Source organism: Streptomyces ferrugineus (assembly GCF_015160855.1).
Lineage (GTDB): Bacteria > Actinomycetota > Actinomycetes > Streptomycetales > Streptomycetaceae > Streptomyces > Streptomyces ferrugineus.
Map to the genome: position 1 here is coordinate 5,783,219 of NZ_CP063373.1, position 19,053 is coordinate 5,802,271.

At 71.5% G+C, this 19,053-nt stretch carries 12 protein-coding genes; 7 read left to right on the plus strand and 5 right to left on the minus strand.

The window, feature by feature from the left end:
* The first annotated feature begins 4 nt into the window (after window positions 1–4).
* Entirely contained in the window at window positions 5–1,303 is a 1,299-nt protein-coding gene (gene paaK / locus IM697_RS26120) for a phenylacetate--CoA ligase PaaK (RefSeq protein WP_194038545.1), read from the plus strand.
* Here paaK and IM697_RS26125 read toward each other — a convergent pair.
* Complete coding sequence (locus IM697_RS26125; protein WP_194038546.1) at window positions 1,297–2,796, minus strand: acyl-CoA synthetase; 1,500 nt, start codon at window positions 2,794–2,796, stop codon at window positions 1,297–1,299. The two genes, paaK and IM697_RS26125, sit on opposite strands and share 7 nt — an antisense overlap.
* A 110-nt stretch (window positions 2,797–2,906) precedes the next feature.
* Here IM697_RS26125 and IM697_RS26130 point away from each other — a divergent pair, with 110 nt between their 5' ends.
* The 4 genes from IM697_RS26130 to IM697_RS26145 all read left to right on the plus strand — a co-directional run bounded on the left by IM697_RS26130 (window position 2,907) and on the right by IM697_RS26145 (window position 11,124).
* Entirely contained in the window at window positions 2,907–5,321 is a 2,415-nt protein-coding gene (locus IM697_RS26130; RefSeq protein ID WP_194038547.1) for a penicillin acylase family protein, read from the plus strand.
* A gap of 249 nt (window positions 5,322–5,570) precedes the next feature.
* The gene (locus IM697_RS26135) at window positions 5,571–7,034 is read left to right on the plus strand and encodes a cytochrome P450 (RefSeq protein ID WP_194038548.1); all 1,464 of its coding nucleotides are present in this window, start codon (window positions 5,571–5,573) and stop codon (window positions 7,032–7,034) included.
* On the plus strand, window positions 7,009–8,025 hold the full coding sequence (locus IM697_RS26140; RefSeq protein WP_228044174.1) for a (-)-alpha-amorphene synthase: 1,017 nt from the start codon (window positions 7,009–7,011) through the stop codon (window positions 8,023–8,025). The genes IM697_RS26135 and IM697_RS26140 overlap by 26 nt, the downstream gene beginning before the upstream one ends.
* Before the next feature lie 186 nt (window positions 8,026–8,211).
* Window positions 8,212–11,124, plus strand: a complete 2,913-nt coding sequence (locus IM697_RS26145; protein ID WP_194038549.1) for an ATP-binding protein — start codon at window positions 8,212–8,214, stop codon at window positions 11,122–11,124.
* A 2-nt stretch (window positions 11,125–11,126) separates the two neighbouring features.
* Here the strand turns inward: IM697_RS26145 and IM697_RS26150 are convergent, their stop codons facing one another.
* Window positions 11,127–12,704: an acyl-CoA synthetase gene (locus IM697_RS26150; protein ID WP_194038550.1), complete on the minus strand. Its 1,578-nt coding sequence runs from the start codon at window positions 12,702–12,704 to the stop codon at window positions 11,127–11,129.
* On the minus strand, window positions 12,701–13,810 hold the full coding sequence (locus tag IM697_RS26155; protein WP_194038551.1) for a nitronate monooxygenase: 1,110 nt from the start codon (window positions 13,808–13,810) through the stop codon (window positions 12,701–12,703). The genes IM697_RS26150 and IM697_RS26155 overlap by 4 nt, the downstream gene beginning before the upstream one ends.
* Window positions 13,811–13,937: 127 nt before the next feature.
* On the opposite strand from IM697_RS26155, the gene IM697_RS26160 reads away from it, so the two are divergent.
* Window positions 13,938–15,719 (plus strand): serine hydrolase domain-containing protein, encoded by a 1,782-nt coding sequence (locus IM697_RS26160; protein WP_194038552.1) that lies wholly within the window; start codon window positions 13,938–13,940, stop codon window positions 15,717–15,719.
* 4 nt (window positions 15,720–15,723) lie between these two features.
* Here IM697_RS26160 and IM697_RS26165 read toward each other — a convergent pair whose 3' ends face one another.
* Complete coding sequence (locus IM697_RS26165; protein ID WP_194038553.1) at window positions 15,724–16,575, minus strand: helix-turn-helix transcriptional regulator; 852 nt, start codon at window positions 16,573–16,575, stop codon at window positions 15,724–15,726.
* Between the two features lie 87 nt (window positions 16,576–16,662).
* Here IM697_RS26165 and IM697_RS26170 point away from each other — a divergent pair, with 87 nt between their 5' ends.
* Complete coding sequence (locus tag IM697_RS26170; RefSeq protein ID WP_194038554.1) at window positions 16,663–17,448, plus strand: SDR family NAD(P)-dependent oxidoreductase; 786 nt, start codon at window positions 16,663–16,665, stop codon at window positions 17,446–17,448.
* Here the strand turns inward: IM697_RS26170 and IM697_RS26175 are convergent.
* Complete coding sequence (locus IM697_RS26175) at window positions 17,445–19,043, minus strand: phytoene desaturase family protein (RefSeq protein ID WP_228044175.1); 1,599 nt, start codon at window positions 19,041–19,043, stop codon at window positions 17,445–17,447. The genes IM697_RS26170 and IM697_RS26175 overlap by 4 nt on opposite strands.
* Window positions 19,044–19,053: the final 10 nt, after the last annotated feature.

Sequence of the window (19,053 nt, forward strand, 5' to 3'; positions counted from 1 at the left end):
CCTCATGGCGGATACGACGGAACTGCTGGACCCGGGGGAACGGCTCGCCCCGGAGGCGCTGCGGGCGTTGCAGCTCGAGCGGTTGCGCGGATCGCTGCGGCAGGCGTACGACAACGTGCCCTTCTACCGTGCGTCGTTCGACAAGGCAGGGGTGCACCCCGACGACTGCGGTTCGCTCGCCGATCTGGCCCGCTTCCCGTTCACGACCAAGGCCGACCTGCGCGAGAACTACCCGTTCGGGATGTTCGCCGTGCCCCAGGACCGTATCCGCCGTATCCACGCCTCCAGCGGCACCACCGGACGCCCCACGGTCGTCGGCTACACCGATGCCGACCTCTCCCTGTGGTCCGACATGGTGGCCCGCTCCATCCGGGCGGCGGGCGGACGCCCCGGGGACAAGGTGCATGTGGCGTACGGCTATGGGCTGTTCACCGGTGGGCTGGGCGCACACTACGGGGCCGAAAGGCTGGGCTGTACGGTCATCCCGGCGTCCGGCGGCATGACGGCCCGCCAGGTCCAGCTGATCCAGGACCTCGGGCCCGAGATCATCATGGTGACGCCGTCGTACATGCTCACCCTCCTCGACGAGTTCGAGCGGCAGGGCGTCGATCCGCGCGGTACGTCGCTGCGGGTGGGCGTCTTCGGTGCCGAGCCCTGGACCGAGCGGATGCGCCACGAGATCGAGGAGCGGTTCGCGATCGACGCCGTCGACATATACGGGCTGTCGGAGGTGATCGGGCCCGGGGTCGCTCAGGAGTGTGTGGAGACCAAGGACGGGCTCCATGTGTGGGAGGACCACTTCTTCCCCGAGATCGTCGATCCGATCACCGGTGAGGTGCTGCCGGACGGCGAGGAGGGGGAACTGGTCTTCACCTCGCTCACCAAGGAGGCGATGCCCGTCATCCGGTACCGCACACGGGACCTGACGCGGCTGCTGCCCGGGACCGCCCGGGTGTTCCGGCGAATGGCGAAGATCACCGGGCGCAGCGACGACATGGTCATCCTGCGCGGGGTCAATCTCTTCCCCACCCAGATCGAGGAGATCGTGCTGCGCACCCCTGGCGTGGCGCCCCACTTCCAGTTGCGTCTGACCCGGGAGGGCCGCCTCGACGCCCTCACCGTGCGTGCCGAAGCGCGCCCCGACGCCTCCCCCGGGATCCGGGACGCCGCCGCGCAGGCCATCGCGGCGGCCGTGAAGGACGGGATCGGGGTGTCGGTCGCCGTGGAGATCGTCGAACCGGAGTCGCTGGAACGCTCCGTGGGCAAGATCCGCCGCATCGAGGACCTGCGCCCCCGTCAGTGACCGGCGAACCGGTCCCGCAGCTCCCGCTTGAGGATCTTCCCGCTGGCGTTGCGCGGCAACTCGTCCACGAACTCCACCCGCTTCGGCGCCTTGAAGTGGGCGAGCTTCTCGCGCGCGTGGTCGATCAGTTCGGCCTCGCCCACCTCGCCGCGCGGCACGACGACCGCCGTGACGGCCTCGATCCAGCGCTCGTCGGGCAGACCGATCACGGCGACCTCGGCGACACCGTCATGGGTGTAGAGCGCGTCCTCGACCTGCCGTGAGGCGACCAGTACGCCACCGGAGTTGATGACGTCCTTCACCCGGTCGACGACGGTGAAGTAGCCATGTGCGTCGCGCACGGCGAGGTCGCCGGAGCGGAACCAGCCGTCGCGGAAGGCCTCGGCGGTCTCCTCGGGCTTGTCCCAGTAGCCCTCACACAACTGCGGGGAGCGGTAGACGATCTCGCCGGAGGTGCCGTCGGGCACCTCCTCGCCCTGTTCGTCGACGACACGGGCGTCGACGAAGAGGACGGTGCGCCCACAGGAGTCCATCCGGCCCTTGTGCTCGTCCGGGGCCAGCACCATGGCCAGCGGGCCGATCTCGCTCTGGCCGAAGCAGTTGTAGAAGCCGAGCTTCGGGAGCCGTTCGCGCAGCCGCTCCAGGACGGGCACCGGCATGATCGACGCGCCGTAGTACGCCTTGCGCAGCCCGCCGAGGTCGCGCTCGGCGAAGTCGGGACGGCCCGCCAGGCCGATCCACACGGTGGGCGGGGCGAACAGGCTGTCCACCCGGCCGGCCTCGATCAGGTCGAAGAGCCGGTCGCCGTCGGGGGCGTCGAGGATGAGGTTGGTGGCGCCGACCGCGAGGTACGGCAGCAGGAACACATGCATCTGCGCCGAGTGGTAGAGCGGCAGGGAGTGCACGGGGCGGTCGCCCGCGCTGAGGTCGAGGGCGGTGATGGCGCTCAGGTACTCGTGGACCAGGGCGCGGTGCGTCATCATCGCGCCCTTGGGCAGGGCCGTCGTACCGGATGTGTAGAGCAGTTGCACCAGGTCTTCGGAGCGCGGCTCCGGGCCGTCGTACGCGGGAGCCGTCGCGAGCCGCGCCAGGAGCGAGTCGTCGGCGTCGCGCAGCGCCAATGTACGGACGTCCGAAGGCAGTCGACCGGCCAGGCCGGGGTCGGCGAGGACGAGACGGGCGCCGGACTGGCCGACGATGTAGGCGAGGTCGTCGCCGGTCAGGTTCTGGTTGACCGGGACATGGACGAGGCCCGCGCGGGCGCAGGCGAGGAACCCGATCAGATAGGCGTCCGAGTTGTGGCCGTAGGCGCCGACCCGGTCGCCGGGGGCGAGGCCCGTATCGAGCAGGACGCTCGCCGCGCGGGAGACGGCCCCGTCGAGTTCCTCGTACGTCCATGAGCGGTCGCCGTACTCCACCGCGATCCGCGCCGGGGTGCGCCGCGCGCTGCGCCGCAACACCCCGTCAACCGTGCTGCCCTGTCCCTGCGTCATGACTCATGATCCTCGGTGTGTGGCCGAGGCGGGTCAAGCACCTGGCTGGTGCGGTCCGACCCATGGGTACGCTCAACCGCTCCTTCCCTCAAAGACGTTGGGAGGCACAGATGCGCACCACTCGCCCGAGACGCTTCCTCGTGGCGGCCGCGGCCCTGCTCACGGCATCGGCCACGCTGCCGGCCGCGGCGGCCGACCGGCCGGATCACCGCGAACGTCCCTCGCACGGCGCCATGTCCGCCGTGCTCCGCTACACCGAGTACGGCATTCCGCACATCGTCGCCGACGACTACAAGTCCCTCGGCTTCGGCACCGGTTGGGCGCAGGCCGCCGATCAGGTGTGCACGCTGGCCGACGGGTTCGTGACCGTCCGCGGTGAGCGCTCGCGCTTCTTCGGGCCGGACGCGGCGACCGACTTCTCGCTGTCGTCGGCCACCAGCAACCTCTCCAGTGACCTGTACTTCCGCGGCGTACGCCAGGCCCGCACGGTGGAGAAGCTGCTCGCCGAACCGGCGCCGCGCGGGCCCAGCCGCCAGGTGAAGGACCTGATGCGGGGCTTCGCGGCCGGGTACAACGTCTGGCTGAAGCGGAACCGGATCACCGACCCGGCCTGCAAGGGCGCCACTTGGGTGCGACCGGCCACCACGCTGGATGTGGCCGCCCGTTTCCACGCCCTCGCCGTGCTCGGAGGCCAGGGCGGCATCGTGGACGAGATCACGTCCGCCCGGCCGCCCACCGGCTCGGCAGCCGAGACCACGGGCACCGGTGCGGACGCCGAGGCCCTGATACGGGCCGTACGCGAACGGACCGCCGATGCGGGCATGGGCTCGAACGCGGTCGCCTTCCGTGGCGACACCACGGCGAACGGCCGCGGTCTGCTGCTGGGCAACCCGCACTACCCCTGGCAGGGCGGGCGCCGCTTCTGGCAGGCCCAGCAGACGATCCCCGGCGAGCTCGACGTGGCCGGCGCCGCGCTGCTGGGGTCGCCGACGATCGCCATCGGCTACAACTCCCACGTGGCGTGGAGCCACACGGTGTCGACCGGTGTCCCGTTCAGCCTGCACCGGCTGGCCCTGGATCCCGCCGACCCCACCGTCTACCTGGTGGACGGCAAGCCGGAGCGGATGAGGAAGCGCACCGTGACCGTCGCGGTCAAGGACGGCACACCGGTGACCCGCACCCAGTGGTGGACCCGCTACGGCCCCGTCGCCGCCTCCACCGACGGCGCGCTCCCGCTGCCCTGGACGGCGACCACGGCGTACGCGCTCAACGACCCCAACGCGGCCAACCTGCGCTTCGCGGACACCTCGCTCGGCTTCGGCAAGGCGCGCGCAACGGCCGACATCGCCAGGTCCCTCACCCGGCACCAGGGCCTGCCCTGGGTGAACACCATCGCCGCGGACTCCTCGGGACACTCCCTGTACACCCAGTCGCAGGTGCTGCCCCGGATCACCGACGACCTCGTGGCGCGGTGTTCGACGGACCTGGGCCGGACCACCTACCCGGCGGCGGGCGTCGCGGTCCTCGACGGCTCCCGCGGCGACTGCGCGCTCGGCAGCGACCGCGACGCCGTCCAGCGCGGGACGTTCGGGCCCTCGCGCATGCCCACGCTGAAGGACGCGCCGTATGTGGAGAACTCCAACGACAGCGCGTGGCTCAGCAACGCCGACCGGCCGTTGACCGGTTACGAGCGGATCTTCGGCAGCATCGGCACCCAGCGCTCCCTGCGCACCCGCGGCGCGATCGAGGACGTGGCGGCGATGGCGGCGCGGGGCGGACTGACCGTCCGGGACCTGGAGCGTCAGCAGTTCGCGAACCGGGTGCCGGCGGGCGACCTGGCGACGGCCGACGTGGCGAAGGCGTGTGCCGCGCTGCCGGGCGGTACGGCAACCGGCAGTGACGGCAGGGCCGTTGACGTGTCCGGGGCCTGCCCGGTGCTGGCGGCGTGGGACCGCACCATGGACACCGGCAGCCGGGGCGCCCTGCTCTTCGACCGGTTCTGGCGGAAACTGACCGCGACGGTTCCGGCCGCCCAGCGGTGGAAGGTGCCGTTCTCGGCGGCGGACCCGGTGCGCACCCCGAACACGCTCAACACCGGCGCTCCCGGCTTCGCCACGGCCCTCGCGGACGCGGTCGCCGAGCTGCGGGCGGCGGGCATCGCGCTGGACTCCCGCCTCGGCGAGCACCAGGTCGTCGTACGCAACGGCCAACGTGTCCCCGTGCACGGCGGCACGGAGGGGATGGGTGTGTGGAACAAGATCGAGCCGGTGTGGGACCAGGCGCGGGGCGGCTACACGGAGGTGACGACCGGTTCCAGCCACATCCAGGCGGTGGGCTGGGACGGCAGCCGCTGCCCGGTGGCACGCACGCTGCTGACGTACTCGCAGTCGTCCAACCCGGGCTCGCCCCACTTCAGCGACCAGACCCGGTTGTTCTCGGGTGAGAGGTGGGTGAGCGCGCGCTTCTGCGAGAAGGACATTCTGGCGTCACCCGCGTTGAGGGTCGTCCGCTTGAGCGAACGCTGACTCAGTGTGGTCCCGTTCCACATGGGGCGGGACCACATATGAGTGGCCCATGGGATCCACCATGAATGCGCCCTACGTCAATAGCCGTTCACCAAGTGCTTCTTTTGCTTCTCTTGTGCTCCGATGCGCCCCTTTGGAGAAAGGTTTCGGGAAACCAAGAGCCACTTGGACTGGGCAGGACTTGTCTCAAGCGTTCAAGTCCGTGGTGCGTTCACCGATTTCGCGTGCCGCGTCGGGCAGGAGGGTTTCATGGGCCGTACTGTGCCTGAACAGAAACGTGTATGGACGACAGGAACTGCTCCAGGCATATTCCCGCTCCTTGGTCACGGTATCGCGTTCTACCGACAACCGCTGGCGTTTCTCAATTCTTTGCCCACGTACGGGGATCTGGTCGAGATACGGCTGGGCCCCCAGCGCGCATGGATGGTGTGCCATCCGGAGCTGACCCACGAGGTGCTGATGGATCCGCACACCTTCGACAAAGGGGGCCCGCTCTACGACAGGCTCGGAAAGCTGATGGGGGACGGTCTCGTCACCTGCCGTCAGCCGACGCACCGGGCCAAGCGCGCGCTGCTGCAACCCCACTTCCGGCCCTCCCACGTCGCGCATTACACGGACCTCGTCACGGAGGAGGCCGAGGCGGTGTGCCAGGGGTGGCAGACGGGTCGGACGGTTCCCGTCACCCAGGCGATGATGACGCTCACGACCCGCGTGACCAGCCGTGTTCTGCTCTCCGACTCGCTGGACGACACGACGACCGCCGAGGTGGGGGACTGTCTCGCCGATGTGGTCCGTGGTCTGTTCGTCCGCACGGTCGTACCGATCGACGCCCTGTTCCGCCTCCCCACACCCCCCAACCGCCGCTATCGGCGCGCGCTGTCCCGACTGCACGCGATCATCGACGCGGTGATCGCGGAGCGCCGCAGGGGCCCCGACCGCGACGACGTGCTGGGAACCCTGCTGACCGCCGCGCGCGACGACGGCGGCGCGCCGGCGATCACCGACCAGGAGGTCCACGACCACCTGATCACGCTGCTGCTGACCGGCGTCGAGACCCAGGCACTGACCCTGGCCGGGGTCTTCAGCCTGCTGGCCCGCCATCCGGAGGTGGAGCGACAACTGCACGCCGAGCTCGACTCCGTCCTCGCCGAAGGCCGACGACCCGGTCCCGACGATCTGCCGCACCTCGTCTACACCCGGCGCGTCGTCACCGAGACGCTGCGCCACTCGTCTCCCGGCTGGCTCTTCACCCGCGTCGCCACCCGGGAGACGGAACTCGCCGGATGCCGTCTGCCCAAGGGTGCTGCCGTCCTGTACAGCCCCTACCTCCTGCACCACGATCCCGCGTCGTTCCCCGACCCCGAGCGTTTCGACCCCGACCGCTGGCTGCCGGGGCGGTCCACCGCCGAGCAGCGTCGCGCGATGATGCCGTTCTCCGCGGGCAACCGCAAATGCATCGGTGACGAGTTCGCGATGGTGGAGGCCACCCTGGCGCTGGCGACCATCGCCGGCCGCCGGCGCCTGAGTCATCTGCCGGGGTACGCCGATCAGAAGCCGCGGCCCGGGATCACGATGGGACCACGTTCCCTGGTCATGTTCTGCGAACCCCGTTCGCGTACGCCCTCCGCCGCCTCGCTCACGCCCCGGGCAACAGCGGGCCGGCGCACATCGGACATCCGGACGGCAGGTGACGACGTTGTCGACAACGCATGAGGAAATCAAGCTCGGCGCACCGGGCGGAATGCCGGTCTCCACTCTCCGGGACCTGATCGACACCAACCTCCGTATGCCTTTTCCGTTCCAGCGCAACCCTCATGAACCCGAAGCCGCGACGGGCGTCGACGCCTGGCTGAAGGTGTGGGGGCTGACGGACGATCCGGATGTGGCGGCGATGATCGCCCGCACCCGACCCGCCGAACTCGCCTGCTACACCAGCCCCTCCATGGATGCCGGTCTGCTGCAGATCGTGGCCCATCAGATCGCCTATCAGTTCGTCTTCGACGACCTCGCGGAGGATCTCGGCCGGCACTCTCCGGGCAGGCTGCTCCCCCTGCTGTGCGAAAGCGTCGCGATTCTGCGGGACGGCAGGCCGCCCAGCACTCCCCTCGGAGCCGCCCTGGCCGATCTCCACCGCCAGGTCCGGGAACGGTGCACACCCGCACAGGCCGCGCGATGGGCCTGGCAGAGCCGTGAATACGTGCACGGCCTGTTGTACGAGGCCGTGGCCCAGACCCACCCGTTCCTCCCGCGCACCGGCGACTGCACCTCCATACGGTCGCTGACCGCGGGCGTCGAGCCGTTCTACCCGCTGTACGAGGCCGCCCAGCCACGGGAACCGACCGCGGCCGAGGTGCATCACCCCGTCGTACGGCGGCTGAGCCGGCTGTCGGCCGACGCGGCGGTGTGGACGGCCGACCTGTTCTCCGCGGTGAAGGAACAGCGCGCGGGCGAGATGATCAACATCGCCCTGGCCCACCAGCGCGAACACCGGTGCTCACTACAGACGGCCGTGCTCCTGGCCATCGAGGAGATCAACGGCACGATCGAGACGTTCGAAAGGCTCTACGACGGGATCAAACCGGAGTTGAGCCCCGCGGGCGTCGGCTATGTGGAGGGCATGATCGGGTGGATCCGCGGGTGCTACGACTGGTCGCGCACCGTGCCTCGCTACGCGGACGTGACGTCGGTGCCCGCCGTGCCGTAGACGCTCCTGGCGCGCCCGGCTTCAGCGCCACCCGCGAGGTGTCCATCCGTGTCCACTACCCAGCGAGGAGGCATTCTCCCACCTACCGTTCATGATTCACCCAATGGTGCCCAATCCGGCCTGCCCCCGCTCGACGAGGCGTACGCTCGGCTCCTCCGAGCCGAACGACAGAAGGCGGTACGGCAGATGGCGATGGAGCCGCGGCACCCGGTCACGCAGCAACGGACGTTGATCGAGCGCCGGCGGGAACTTCAGGCTCTCGACGCCGCGTTCAAGGAGCTGCGGGGCGCCACGGACGGTGTGCCGCGGGCGAGGCGCAGGGGGCTGCTCGCCTTCAGCGGACCGGCCGGACTGGGTAAGACGGCACTCATCACGCAGGCACGTGACCGGGCCGTGGCATCGGGACTCACCGTGCTGTCGGGCAGGGGCGGGGAGAAGGAGCAGGGGTCGGCGTTCCGTGTGGTGCGCCAGTTCATGCAGCCCTGGCTGGCGAGGATGGAGGGGGCGGAACTCCACGACTTCCTGGGCAGCTGGTACGACGTCATGGCCGCGGTACTCGGCCTCGAAGCGAGGGGTACCGCCCCCGCGCCGGACCCGACCGGGGTCCGCGAGGGACTCGACTGGGTCATGACCCGCCTCACCATCAAGAAGGCGCCCGTCGTCCTGCTCCTGGACGACCTGCACTGGGCGGACGCCGAATCCCTGAGCTGGCTCGACTCCTTCGCCTCACGGGTCGATGACCTTCCCCTGCTGATCGTGGTCGCCTACCGGCCCGACGAACTGCCCTCGGAAGCGGGCGAGCTGCGTACGCTCGTCGGGCATCACGGGGACGAGCGCCCCCACGACCTGGCACACCTCACCCCCGAAGGCGTCGCGCAGATCATCAGGGACCAGGTCGGTGAGGCGGCCGAGGACGTGTTCTGCAAGGAATGCTGGTCGGCCACCGGCGGGAGCCCCTTCGAAACGGTGGAGCTCGCCATCGGACTCGCGGAGCGCGGACTGAGCGGCAGCGAGGACGACGCGCCCGCGATGCGTGAACTCGCCGCGGCGATCAAGGGCCCGGGACTGATCGAGCGTCTGGAAGGGCTCGACACCGCGACCGTCCGCTTCGCGCACGCCGCCGCCGTGCTGGGCTCGCCCTTCTCACCCCAGCTCGCCGCGGCCATCGCGGTGCTGGGCGAGGAGACCGCCGCCGAGGCGGCCCAGAAGCTGCGTGCGGCCCGGATCCTCACCGACGGCCACGGCCCGGAGGGCGAGCTGGAGTTCGTTCACCCGCTGATCGCCACGACGATCTACCGGTCCATCCGCTCCGGCTTCCGGGCCGGTCTGCACAACGCGGCCGCGGAGGCCGTCCTGAACGCGGGGTACGGCCCCACCGCCGCCGCCCGACATCTGCTGGAGGTGTCCTGCGAGGGCAGGCCCGAGACGGTCGAGTGTCTGCGCGAGGCCGCTCGCGAATATCTGCGCGCCGGGGCGACCGAGGCCGCCCAGCGGCTGCTGACCCGTGCGCTGCAGGAGCCGCCGCTGCCCGAGGACCGTGCCGCGATCCTGCACGAACTCGCGGGTGCCACGTTCCTGATCGAGCCCACGGCCACGGTGCGCCATCTGCGCCAGGCGCTGGCGGAGCCCCATGTCGACCCCGATCTGCGCGCCTCCATCGTGTACCGGCTGACGACCGCGCTCGCCCACACCGATCGGATGGCCGAGGCCGCCACCGTGGCCGCCGAGGAGGCCCGGCAGGCGACGAACCCGCGCGTCAAACTGCGGATGCAGGCCGATCAGTTCGTCTGGAGCACGATGCGCGCCGACGACCCGGACTCGCCCGCCCGCTCCCGGACGCTGGCGCGGCTGGCCGAGCAGTTGCCCGGCCGCAGCCTGGAGGAGCGCTACATCCTGGGGCTGCGGGCCTGGGACGCCGTCCTGCGGGGCGAACCGCGGCAGACCGCCCTCACGTATGCGGAGAAGTCCCTGCACGGCGGCATGAGCTGGACCGATGAGAACCGGGGCTTCGAGGTGCCCCTTTCGGTCGCCCTGGTGTTCATGTACGGCGACCAGCCGCGACGGGCCGAGGAGTTGTTCGAGAAGGGGATCGCCGAGTGCGCCGGCAAGGGCTGGCACGGCTCCCACCTGGCCTTCGGCCAGACCATCGCCGGCTACGTCCGCTACCACCGCGGCTGTCTGGCCGAGGCCGAGGACCTGGTCCGCGAAGGCCTGCGCATCGCCGACAAGGTGGAAGGGGTCGTGGCCGCCCGGTGGTACGGCGTCAGCGTCCTGATCCAGACGCTGCTGGCCCGTGGGCGCGTCATCGAGGCCCGCGCGCTCGCCGACGACCACCACTTCGGTGAGATGGCTCCGAACGCCATCATCTATCCCGACCCGCGCACCGTGTACGCGGAACTGCTCCTGGCGGAGGGACGGCACGCGGAGGCGGCTGCGTTGCTGTCCGCGGTCGGGGACTGGCTGGACGGACGGGCCTGGCGCAACCCGGCCTGGTGCCCGTGGCAGCTACGGCTGGCGACCGCGCTCGTCCCCACCGCCCCGGACGCGGCGATCGCCCACGCCCAGGACGCCGTCCACCGCGCCCGGGACTTCGGTGCCGCCTCCGTCGTCGGCCAGGCCCTCCACACTCTCGCCGAGGTGACCGGCGGGCCGGCGGCGCTGGAGCTGTACGCGGAGGCGGTGGACCACCTGGAGCAGTCCCCCGCCTCGTACGAACTCGCCCGCGCCCAGGTCGGCCACGGCGCCGCACTGTCCCGCAACGGGCGGCTCCAGGAGGCCGCCGACCGGCTCTACCAGGGCCTGGAAGGCGCCGTCCACTGCGGGGCCGAGGCACTCGCGACACGGGCCAGGGAGGAACTCTCGGCGGCGGGACTGCGCCCGCTGCCGCTGCGCTACGTGCACGCGGACGCGCTGACCGCGCAGGAACGCCGTACTGCCGAACTGACCGTCGAGGGAAAGCCGGTGGCCGTGATCGCCAAGGAACTGCACCTGACCGAGCAAGGGGTGCGGCAGTTGCTGTCCAGCGTCTACCGCAAGATCGGCACCGATGCGGCGGGCCTCGCCAGGGCCCTGGAGGCCCTTCCCCGTGTGCGTCCCTGACGTCACACGGGCCGGGTACGCCCCTCCCAATACGGTTCCCGCAACCGCCGCTTGTACAGCTTGCCGTTGGGATCGCGCGGCATCTCGGCGATGAAGTCGACGCTCTTGGGCCGCTTGTAGCCGGCGAGTTGACCAGCGCAGTGGTCGAGGATGGTGGCGGCGAGCGCGGGGCCGGGTTCGTGGCCGGGGGCCGGTTCGACGACGGCCTTGACCTCCTCGCCCCAGTCGTCGTGCGGGATGCCGAAGGCGGCGGCGTCGGCGACGGCCGGGTGGGCGAGCAGGGCGGACTCGATCTCGGCCGGGTAGATGTTGACCCCACCGGAGATGATCATGTCGATCTTGCGGTCGCGGAGGAAGAGATAGCCGTCCTCGTCGAGGTAGCCGAGGTCGCCGACCGTGAAGAAGTCGCCGATGCGGTTCTTCTTCGTCTTGGCCTCGTCCTTGTGGTAGGCGAAGCCTCCGGTGTTCATCTTGAGGTAGACGGTGCCGAGTTCGCCGGGCGGGAGGCGGTTGCCGTCGTCGTCGAAGACAGCGAGTTCGCTGATGGGCCAGGCCTTGCCGACGGTGCCGGGCTTCTTCAGCCAGTCCTCGGCGGTCGCGAAGGCACCACCGCCCTCGCTGGCGGCGTAGTACTCCTCCACACAGGGGCCCCACCAGTCGAGCATCGCCCGCTTCACATGGTCGGGGCACGGGGCCGCGCCGTGGATGGCGTGCCGCATGGAGGAGACGTCGTAGCGGGCCCGTACGTCCTCGGGGAGGGCGAGGAGGCGGTGGAACTGGGTCGGGACCATATGGGTGTGCGTGCATTTGTGGGTGTCGATCAGGCGGAGCATCTCCTCGGGCGTCCACTTGTCCATCAGCACCAGCCGGTGCCCTATGTGCAGGGACGCGCCGGCGAACTGGAGCACGGCGGTGTGGTAGAGCGGTGAGCAGACCAGGTGCACGTTGTCGTCGAAGGGCCTGATGCCGAAGATGCCGAGGAAGCCGCCCAGGTAGGCCTCCTCGGGGGGCTTGCCGGACAGCGGGCGGCGGATGCCGCGGGGGCGGCCGGTGGTGCCCGAGGTGTAGTTCATGACCCAGCCGAGAGTGCGGTCGGCGGGCGCGGACTCCGGTTGTCCGTCGAGGAGTTGGGCGTAGGGCCTAAAGCCCTCGACCTGACCCACAGCGTACCGGTGGGTGGCCGCCAGGCCCGCCTCGTCGGCGGCCCGGCGCGCGGGGTCGGCGTAGCGCTCGTGGGCGATGAGCACCTTGGCGCCGGAGTCGGCGACGATCCAGGCGATCTCGGGGCCGACGAAGTGGTGGTTGACGGGGACCAGGTAGAAGCCGGCCTGGGAGGCCGCCAGGTAGGCGGTGAAGAACTCGACGCCGTTGGGCAGGACGACCGCGAAGGCGTCGCCGCGCTGGAGGCCGGCCGCGCGCAGGCCGTGGACGAGGCGGTTGGTGGCTGCGTGCAGGCGCCCGGCGGTCCATCGCTCGCCGTCGGGGGCGACCAGGACCGGGCGGTCCGGGTCGGCGGCGGCCTGGGCCCAGAAGCCGACGGGCGGGGTGTTGACGGTGTGTGCCGCGGGGGTGCTGGTCACTGGCCGCTCCTTCCGGCGATGCGGTTGATGCGGTCGACGGCCCGCTCGAAGCCGCGGGTGAGGTCGTCGAGGACGGCCTGGACGCTGCGTTCGCTGTTCATCCGGCCGACGATCTGGCCGACGGGCGTGCCGAGCAGGGGCGCGACCTCGTACTTCTGGATGCGTGAGACGGCTTCGGCCACGAGCAGTCCCTGGAGGGGCATGGGGAGGGTGCCGGGCCCGTTCGGGTCGTCCCAGGCGTCGGTCCACTCGGTGCGCAACTGGCGTGCGGGCTTGCCGGTCAGGGCGCGGGAGCGGACGGTGTCGCCGGAGCCGGCGGCGAGCAGCTTGGCGGTGAGGCCGGGCGAGTGCATGTCCGCTTCTGTGGTGGTCAGCCATATGGAGCCCAGCCACACACCCTGGGCGCCGAGGCTCAGTGCGGCAGCCACCTGTTGGCCGCTTCCGATGCCGCCGGCGGCGAGTACGGGCAGCGGGTCGACCGCCTCCACCACCTCCGGGGTGAGCACCATGGAGGCGATCTCACCGGTGTGGCCGCCGGCCTCGTAGCCCTGGGCCACGACGATGTCGATGCCCGCCTCCTGGTGCTTGCGGGCGTGGCGGGCGCTGCCCGCGAGGGCGGCGACGAGCACGCCCCGGTCGTGGGCCCGCGCCACGACGTCCGCGGGCGGTGAGCCGAGGGCGTTGGCGAGCAGCTTGATCGGGTAGTCGAAGGCGACGTCGAGCTGGGTGCGGGCGACCTGCTCCATCCATCCGGTGATCCGCCAGCCGGCCGCCTCTCCCTCGGCCAGTTCGGGAACCCCGTACTTGGCGAGGGTGTCCTTGACGAACTGCCGGTGCCCCTCGGGGATCATCGCCTCGACGTCGGCCTCGGTGACGCCCTCCACCTTCTTCGTCGGCATGACGACGTCGAGGCCGTAGGGCCGGCCGTCGACATGTGCCTCGACCCAGTCGAGGTCGCGTTTGAGGTCGTCCGGTGCTGTGTAGCGGACCGCGCCGAGCACTCCGAAACCGCCGGCCCGGCTGATGGCCGCGGCGACGGCGGGGAACGGCGTGAAGCCGAAGATGGCGTGCTCGACTCCCAGTTTCTTGCTCAGCTCCGTCTGCATGGGCGCAGGATGCCGGAGTCCTCCGGAGGACGGAAGGGGTTTCCTGATGCTCCGTCAGCTTTCTGCTCGCCTCCTGGAACGCTCACGCCTCATTGACACGACCGGCACCCGACAGGAAGGTTTCACGATGACCGATGAGGTGATCCCGAGACCTGCCCGCCGTCAACCGAGACCTACCCGCCGTCAACTGGGCACCCTGGCTCTGGGCGGTGCCCTGGCCCTCGCCCCGTTACCCGCCGCCCCGGCCGCAGCCGCGTCCGGTCGCCCCACCCTTCGCCACGGCTCCCCCGAACGCGCCGGCCTCCTCCCCGATCACCTGCGCCGACTCGTCACCGACGCCGAGGCGTTCCTGGGCCCCTCCCCCACGCACCCCTGGTACGCGGGCGCCGTCCTGCTCGCCGGGCGTGGCGGCACCGTGGCCCTGCACCAGCCGATCGGGATGGCGGTGCGCTATCGGGCGTACGACGAGGAGACCGACACCGGCGTCGAGTTCCCGGCCGACCAGCAGCTCGCCATGGCCGAGGACACCGTCTTCGATCTGGCCTCGGTCTCCAAGCTGTTCACCTCGATCCTCGCCGTGCAGCAGATCGAGCGGGGCGCCCTCGGACTGGAGGCGACGGTCGCCTCCTACCTCCCGGACTTCGGCCGCGCGGGCAAGCAGGACATCACGGTACGTCAGCTCCTCACCCACACCTCCGGGTTCCGCGCCTGGCTCCCGCTGTACGAGGCGCCGACGTACGAGGAGAAGCTCCAGCTCATCTGGGACGAGGCGCCGATCGACCCGCCCGGCATCGCCTACCTGTACTCGGACCTGAACCTGATCTCCCTCCAACTGGTCCTGGAGAAGATCACCGGCCGTACGCTCGACACCCTCCTCCACGACGAGATCACCGGCCCGCTCGGCATGCGCCGCACCCGCTACAACCCGCCCGCCGCCTGGAAACCGAAGATCGCGGCCACCGAGGACGCCCGCAGACCCTGGTCCGGCCTGGACCGCGGTCTGGTGTGGGGTGAGGTGCACGACGAGAACGCCTTCAGCCTCGGCGGAGTCGCGGGCCACGCGGGCGTGTTCTCGAACGCGTGGGACCTCGCGGTCCTCGGCCGGACGCTGCTCAACGGCGGCGGCTACGGCCGCGCACGCGTCCTGCGGCCGGAGTCGGTGGAGTTGATGTTCACCGACTTCAACACCGCCTTCCCCGGCGACGAGCACGGCCTCGGCTTCGAGCTCTACCAGCACTGGTACATGGGCGCGATGGCCACTCCGCGCACCGCGGGGCACACCGGCTTCACCGGCACCTCGCTGGTCCTCGACCCGACGACCGACTCCTTCCTCGTCGTGCTCGGCAACTCGGTGCACCCGGTGCGCGGTTGGCGCTCCGGCTCCGCGCCCCGGGTCGCCGCGGCGGACAACCTGGCCCGCGCCGTGCCGGTCCGGCCACGACACGGCCGTACGGCATGGTTCTCGGGAATGGCGAGCGCCACGACCGCGACCCTCGCCCTCCCCGCGCTGGACACGTCCGGCGGTGACGCGCGGCTGTGCTGCGCCCTGTGGTGGGACACCGAGCCCGAGGCGGACGGCCTCACCCTGGAGACGACGACCGACGGCGGCACCACCTGGCAGCCGCTCCCCTTCACCACGGTCCGCCACGGCGAGCCGCCGCAGTCCCACCCGACCGGCACGGTCACCGGCTGGTCCGGCCGGGTCTGGCACCGGCTCACGGCGCGGCTCCCCGCGCACCGGGGGCTGACGCTGCGCTGGCGGTACGCCACGGACCGGCGGTACGTGGGCCGTGGCGCGTACGTGGACGGTGTGCGCGTCGAGACGAGGCGCACCGTGCTCTTCGACGAGGCCCGGCCGGCGGACGCGGCGCGGATCACCGCGAACGGCTGGTCCGCCTGCGCAAACTGACGGTTCAGCCGGGGACGTCCAGGCGCTGGGTGCCGACGACGGACAGCAGCCGCAGCGCCTCCTCGGACGGCGAGCCGGGGGTGGCGGTGTAGATGACGACCCGCTGGTCGCGGTCGGCGATGTCGAGCACGTCGCAGTCGACGGTGACCGGGCCGACGACCGGGTGGTCGAAGGTCTTGCGGAGCGTGGGAGCGGCGGTCACGTCGTGGGCCGCCCACAGCCGGGCGAACTCCTCGCTGCCGGCCAGGAGTTCGCGGACCAGCCCGGTCAGTTCCGGGTCGTCCGGGTAACGGGCCGCGGCGGCGCGCAGCCGCTGTGCGGAGTGCCGCGCGAACTCGGTCACGTCGGACACTCCGTAGAGCCGCCGGCCGTCGCGGTGCGGGCCCAGGAAGGCGCGCCGGACGAGGTTGCGGTCGCGGCGGGGCAGGGCGGAGAAGTCCTCCATCAGGGCGGCCGCGAGGTCGTTCCAGGCGATGATCTCGAACGTCGCCGAGATCACGATCGCGGCCGCGTGCGGCAGCCGGTGCAGCAGGTCGACGATGCTCCGGCGGACCTCGCGCGAGGGCCCCGGCGGCGGTCCGGGCGGGGTCCCGGCGAGGTGGTGGAGGTGGTCCCGCTCGGCGTCCGACAGGCGCAGGGCGCGGGCGAGCTGGGCCAGCACCTCGCGCGAGGGGCGCGGGGCGCGGGCCTGCTCCAGCCGTGTGTAGTACTCGGTCGAGATGAACGCGAGCTGCGCCACCTCCTCGCGGCGCAGTCCCGGCGTACGGCGCCGCGGCCCGCTCGGCAGCCCCACGTCCGCGGGCGCGATGCGCTCGCGCCGGCTGCGCAGGAAGTCGGCCAGTTGTCGTCGGTCCACCCGTCCAGTGTGCGCATGCGTCCGGGAGCCCAGCCAGGTACAGCCGGTGCCTGGCTGGGCCTTGCGGCCGGTCGCAGGCTCGACGGTATGAACGACACATCGATCACCACCGCGACCGGTCTGCTCGAGGGCAAGGTCGCGTTCGTCACCGGCGCCGGCCGTGGCATCGGCGCCGCCGCCGCTCGGCTGTTCGCCCGGGAAGGGGCCCGAGTGCTGCTCGCGGCGCGCACCGAGGCGCAGCTCAAGGCGGTCACCGAGGAGATCGGAGCGGCCGGCGGCACCGCGGACTTCGTGCGGTGCGACCTGGCCGACGCCGACAGTGTGCGGGCCGCCGTCGACCGGGCCGTGGAGTTGTACGGCCGCCTGGACGTCGCCTTCAACAACGGTGCGACGATCCAGCCGCCCGGCCCGCTGGACCAGCTCTCGGAGGCCGAGTTCGACCGGATCGGCGCCGTCGATCTCAAGGGTCCCTGGCTGGCGATGAAGGCCGAGATCGCCGCCATCCGGGCCACCGCCGGACACGGCGCGATCGTCAACAACTCCAGCGTGGGCAGCTTCGCCGCCAACCCCGAGCTGCCGGTGTACGGCGCGATGAAGCAGGCGGTCAACAGCCTGACCGCGTCGGCCGCCGTCACGTACGGCCGCGAGGCCATCCGGGTCAACGCCATCGCCCCCGGGCTCACCCTCACCGAGATGGTCGACGAGTGGGAGCGGAACTCCCCCGGCATCATCGACCGGGCCACCGCACTGAGCCCGCTGGGCCGGGCCGCCGACCCGGAGGAGATCGCCCAGGCCGCCGCATGGCTGCTGAGCGACCGCGCGTCCTATGTCACCGGCGTGGTCCTCCAGGTGGACGGTGGCGCCCGCGCCTAGGCCTGGTTCCACAACACGCCCTGGTCGGCGGCCTCCAGCACCGCCATCGCCGCGTTGTGCCCCGGCACCCCGCTCACCCCTCCCCCGCGCACCGCGCCCGCCCCGCACAGCAGCACGTTCGCGTGCCGGGTCTCCACGCCCCAGCGGCCGGTGCCCTCCTGGGCGTAGGGCCAGGCCAGCTCGCGGTGGAAGATGTTGCCGCCGGGCAGCCGCAGGTCGTGCTCCAGGTCGAGGGGGGTCTTCGCCTCGATGCAGGGGCGCCCGTCGGCGTCGGTCGCCAGGCAGTCGGCGATCGGCTCGGCGAGGTGGGCGTCGAGTTGGGCGAGGGTCGCCTTCAGCAGCTCGTCGCGCACGGCGTCGTTGTCGCGCTCGAAGAGCCGGGCCGGGGTGTGCAGGCCGAAGAGGGTGAGGGTCTGGTAGCCCTGTTCGACGAGGTCGGGGGCGAGGATCGTGGGGTCCGTGAGGGAGTGGCAGTAGATCTCGGACGGGGGCGCGGCGGGGAGTTCGCCCGCGGCGGCCTGGGCGTGGGCGGTGGCGAGCTGGTCGTAGCCCTCGGCGATGTGGAAGGTGCCGGCGAACGCCTCGCGCGGGTCGACGGAGCGGTCACGCAGCCGGGGCAGACGTCTGAGCAGCATGTTCACCTTGAGCTGGGCGCCCTCGGCGGGCGCCGGGGGCGTGTCGCCGGTGAGGGTGGCCAGCTCCTGTGGGGAGGCGTTGACCAGGACGTGGCGGGCGGCGGCGACGCCCTCGCCGTCGGCCGTGCGGTAGGTGACCTCGGCCGTCCGGCCGTCCGTGTCGACGCGCAGCGCCTCGTGCCCGGTGACGAGGACCGCGCCCGCCTCGCGTGCCGCCTTGGCCAGTGCGTCGGTGAGGGCGCCCATGCCGCCGACGGGGACGTCCCAGTCGCCGGTGCCGCCGCCGATCACGTGGTAGAGGAAGCAGCGGTTCTGCTTCAGCGACGGGTCGTGGGCGTCGGCGAAGGTGCCGATCAGGGCGTCCGTGAGGACCACGCCCCGCACCAGGTCGTCCGTGAAGCGGTCCTCGATCGCCACGCCGATCGGCTCCTCGAAGAGGATGCGCCAGGCGTCCTCGTCGTCGACCCGCCGGCGCAGCTCCTCGCGGCCGGGCAGAGGCTCGGTGAGCGTCGGGAACACGCGCCGCGCGACCTCGCCGGTCATGCCGTAGAAGCGCTGCCACGCCGCGTACTCGCGCTCGCCGCCGGTCAGCCGCTCGAACGCCTCCCGGGTGCGCCGCTCGCCACCGCCCACCAGCAGTCCGGTGGGCCGTCCGTCGCGTTCGGCGGGCGTGTAGGAGGAGATGTCGCGGGTGCGGACGCGGAAGTCCAGGCCCAGGTCCCGCACGATCTTCCTGGGCAGCAGGCTGACCAGGTACGAGTAGCGGGAGAGCCGTGCGTCGACCCCGGTGAACGGCCGTGTGGACACGGCGGCGCCCCCGGTGTGGTCCAGCCGCTCCAGCACCAGCACGGACCGGCCGGCCCGGGCCAGATAGGCGGCGGCGACCAGGCCGTTGTGGCCTGCGCCGACGATGACGGCGTCGTACGTACGGTGTCCCGGGTGTGCCTCGTGTGCGGCCATGGTTCTTCGT

Bases quoted from the DNA above. Each gene is read 5' to 3' on its own strand.
- IM697_RS26135 (WP_194038548.1), top strand. From the start codon at position 5,571: ATGGGCCGTACTGTGCCTGAACAGAAACGTGTATGGACGACAGGAACT.
- IM697_RS26130 (WP_194038547.1), top strand. From the start codon at position 2,907: ATGCGCACCACTCGCCCGAGACGCTTCCTCGTGGCGGCCGCGGCCCTG.
- IM697_RS26170 (WP_194038554.1), top strand. From the start codon at position 16,663: ATGAACGACACATCGATCACCACCGCGACCGGTCTGCTCGAGGGCAAG.
- IM697_RS26160 (WP_194038552.1), top strand. From the start codon at position 13,938: ATGACCGATGAGGTGATCCCGAGACCTGCCCGCCGTCAACCGAGACCT.
- paaK (WP_194038545.1), top strand. From the start codon at position 5: ATGGCGGATACGACGGAACTGCTGGACCCGGGGGAACGGCTCGCCCCG.
- IM697_RS26145 (WP_194038549.1), top strand. From the start codon at position 8,212: ATGGCGATGGAGCCGCGGCACCCGGTCACGCAGCAACGGACGTTGATC.
- IM697_RS26155 (WP_194038551.1), bottom strand. From the start codon at position 13,810: ATGCAGACGGAGCTGAGCAAGAAACTGGGAGTCGAGCACGCCATCTTC.
- IM697_RS26175 (WP_228044175.1), bottom strand. From the start codon at position 19,043: ATGGCCGCACACGAGGCACACCCGGGACACCGTACGTACGACGCCGTC.
- IM697_RS26125 (WP_194038546.1), bottom strand. From the start codon at position 2,796: ATGACGCAGGGACAGGGCAGCACGGTTGACGGGGTGTTGCGGCGCAGC.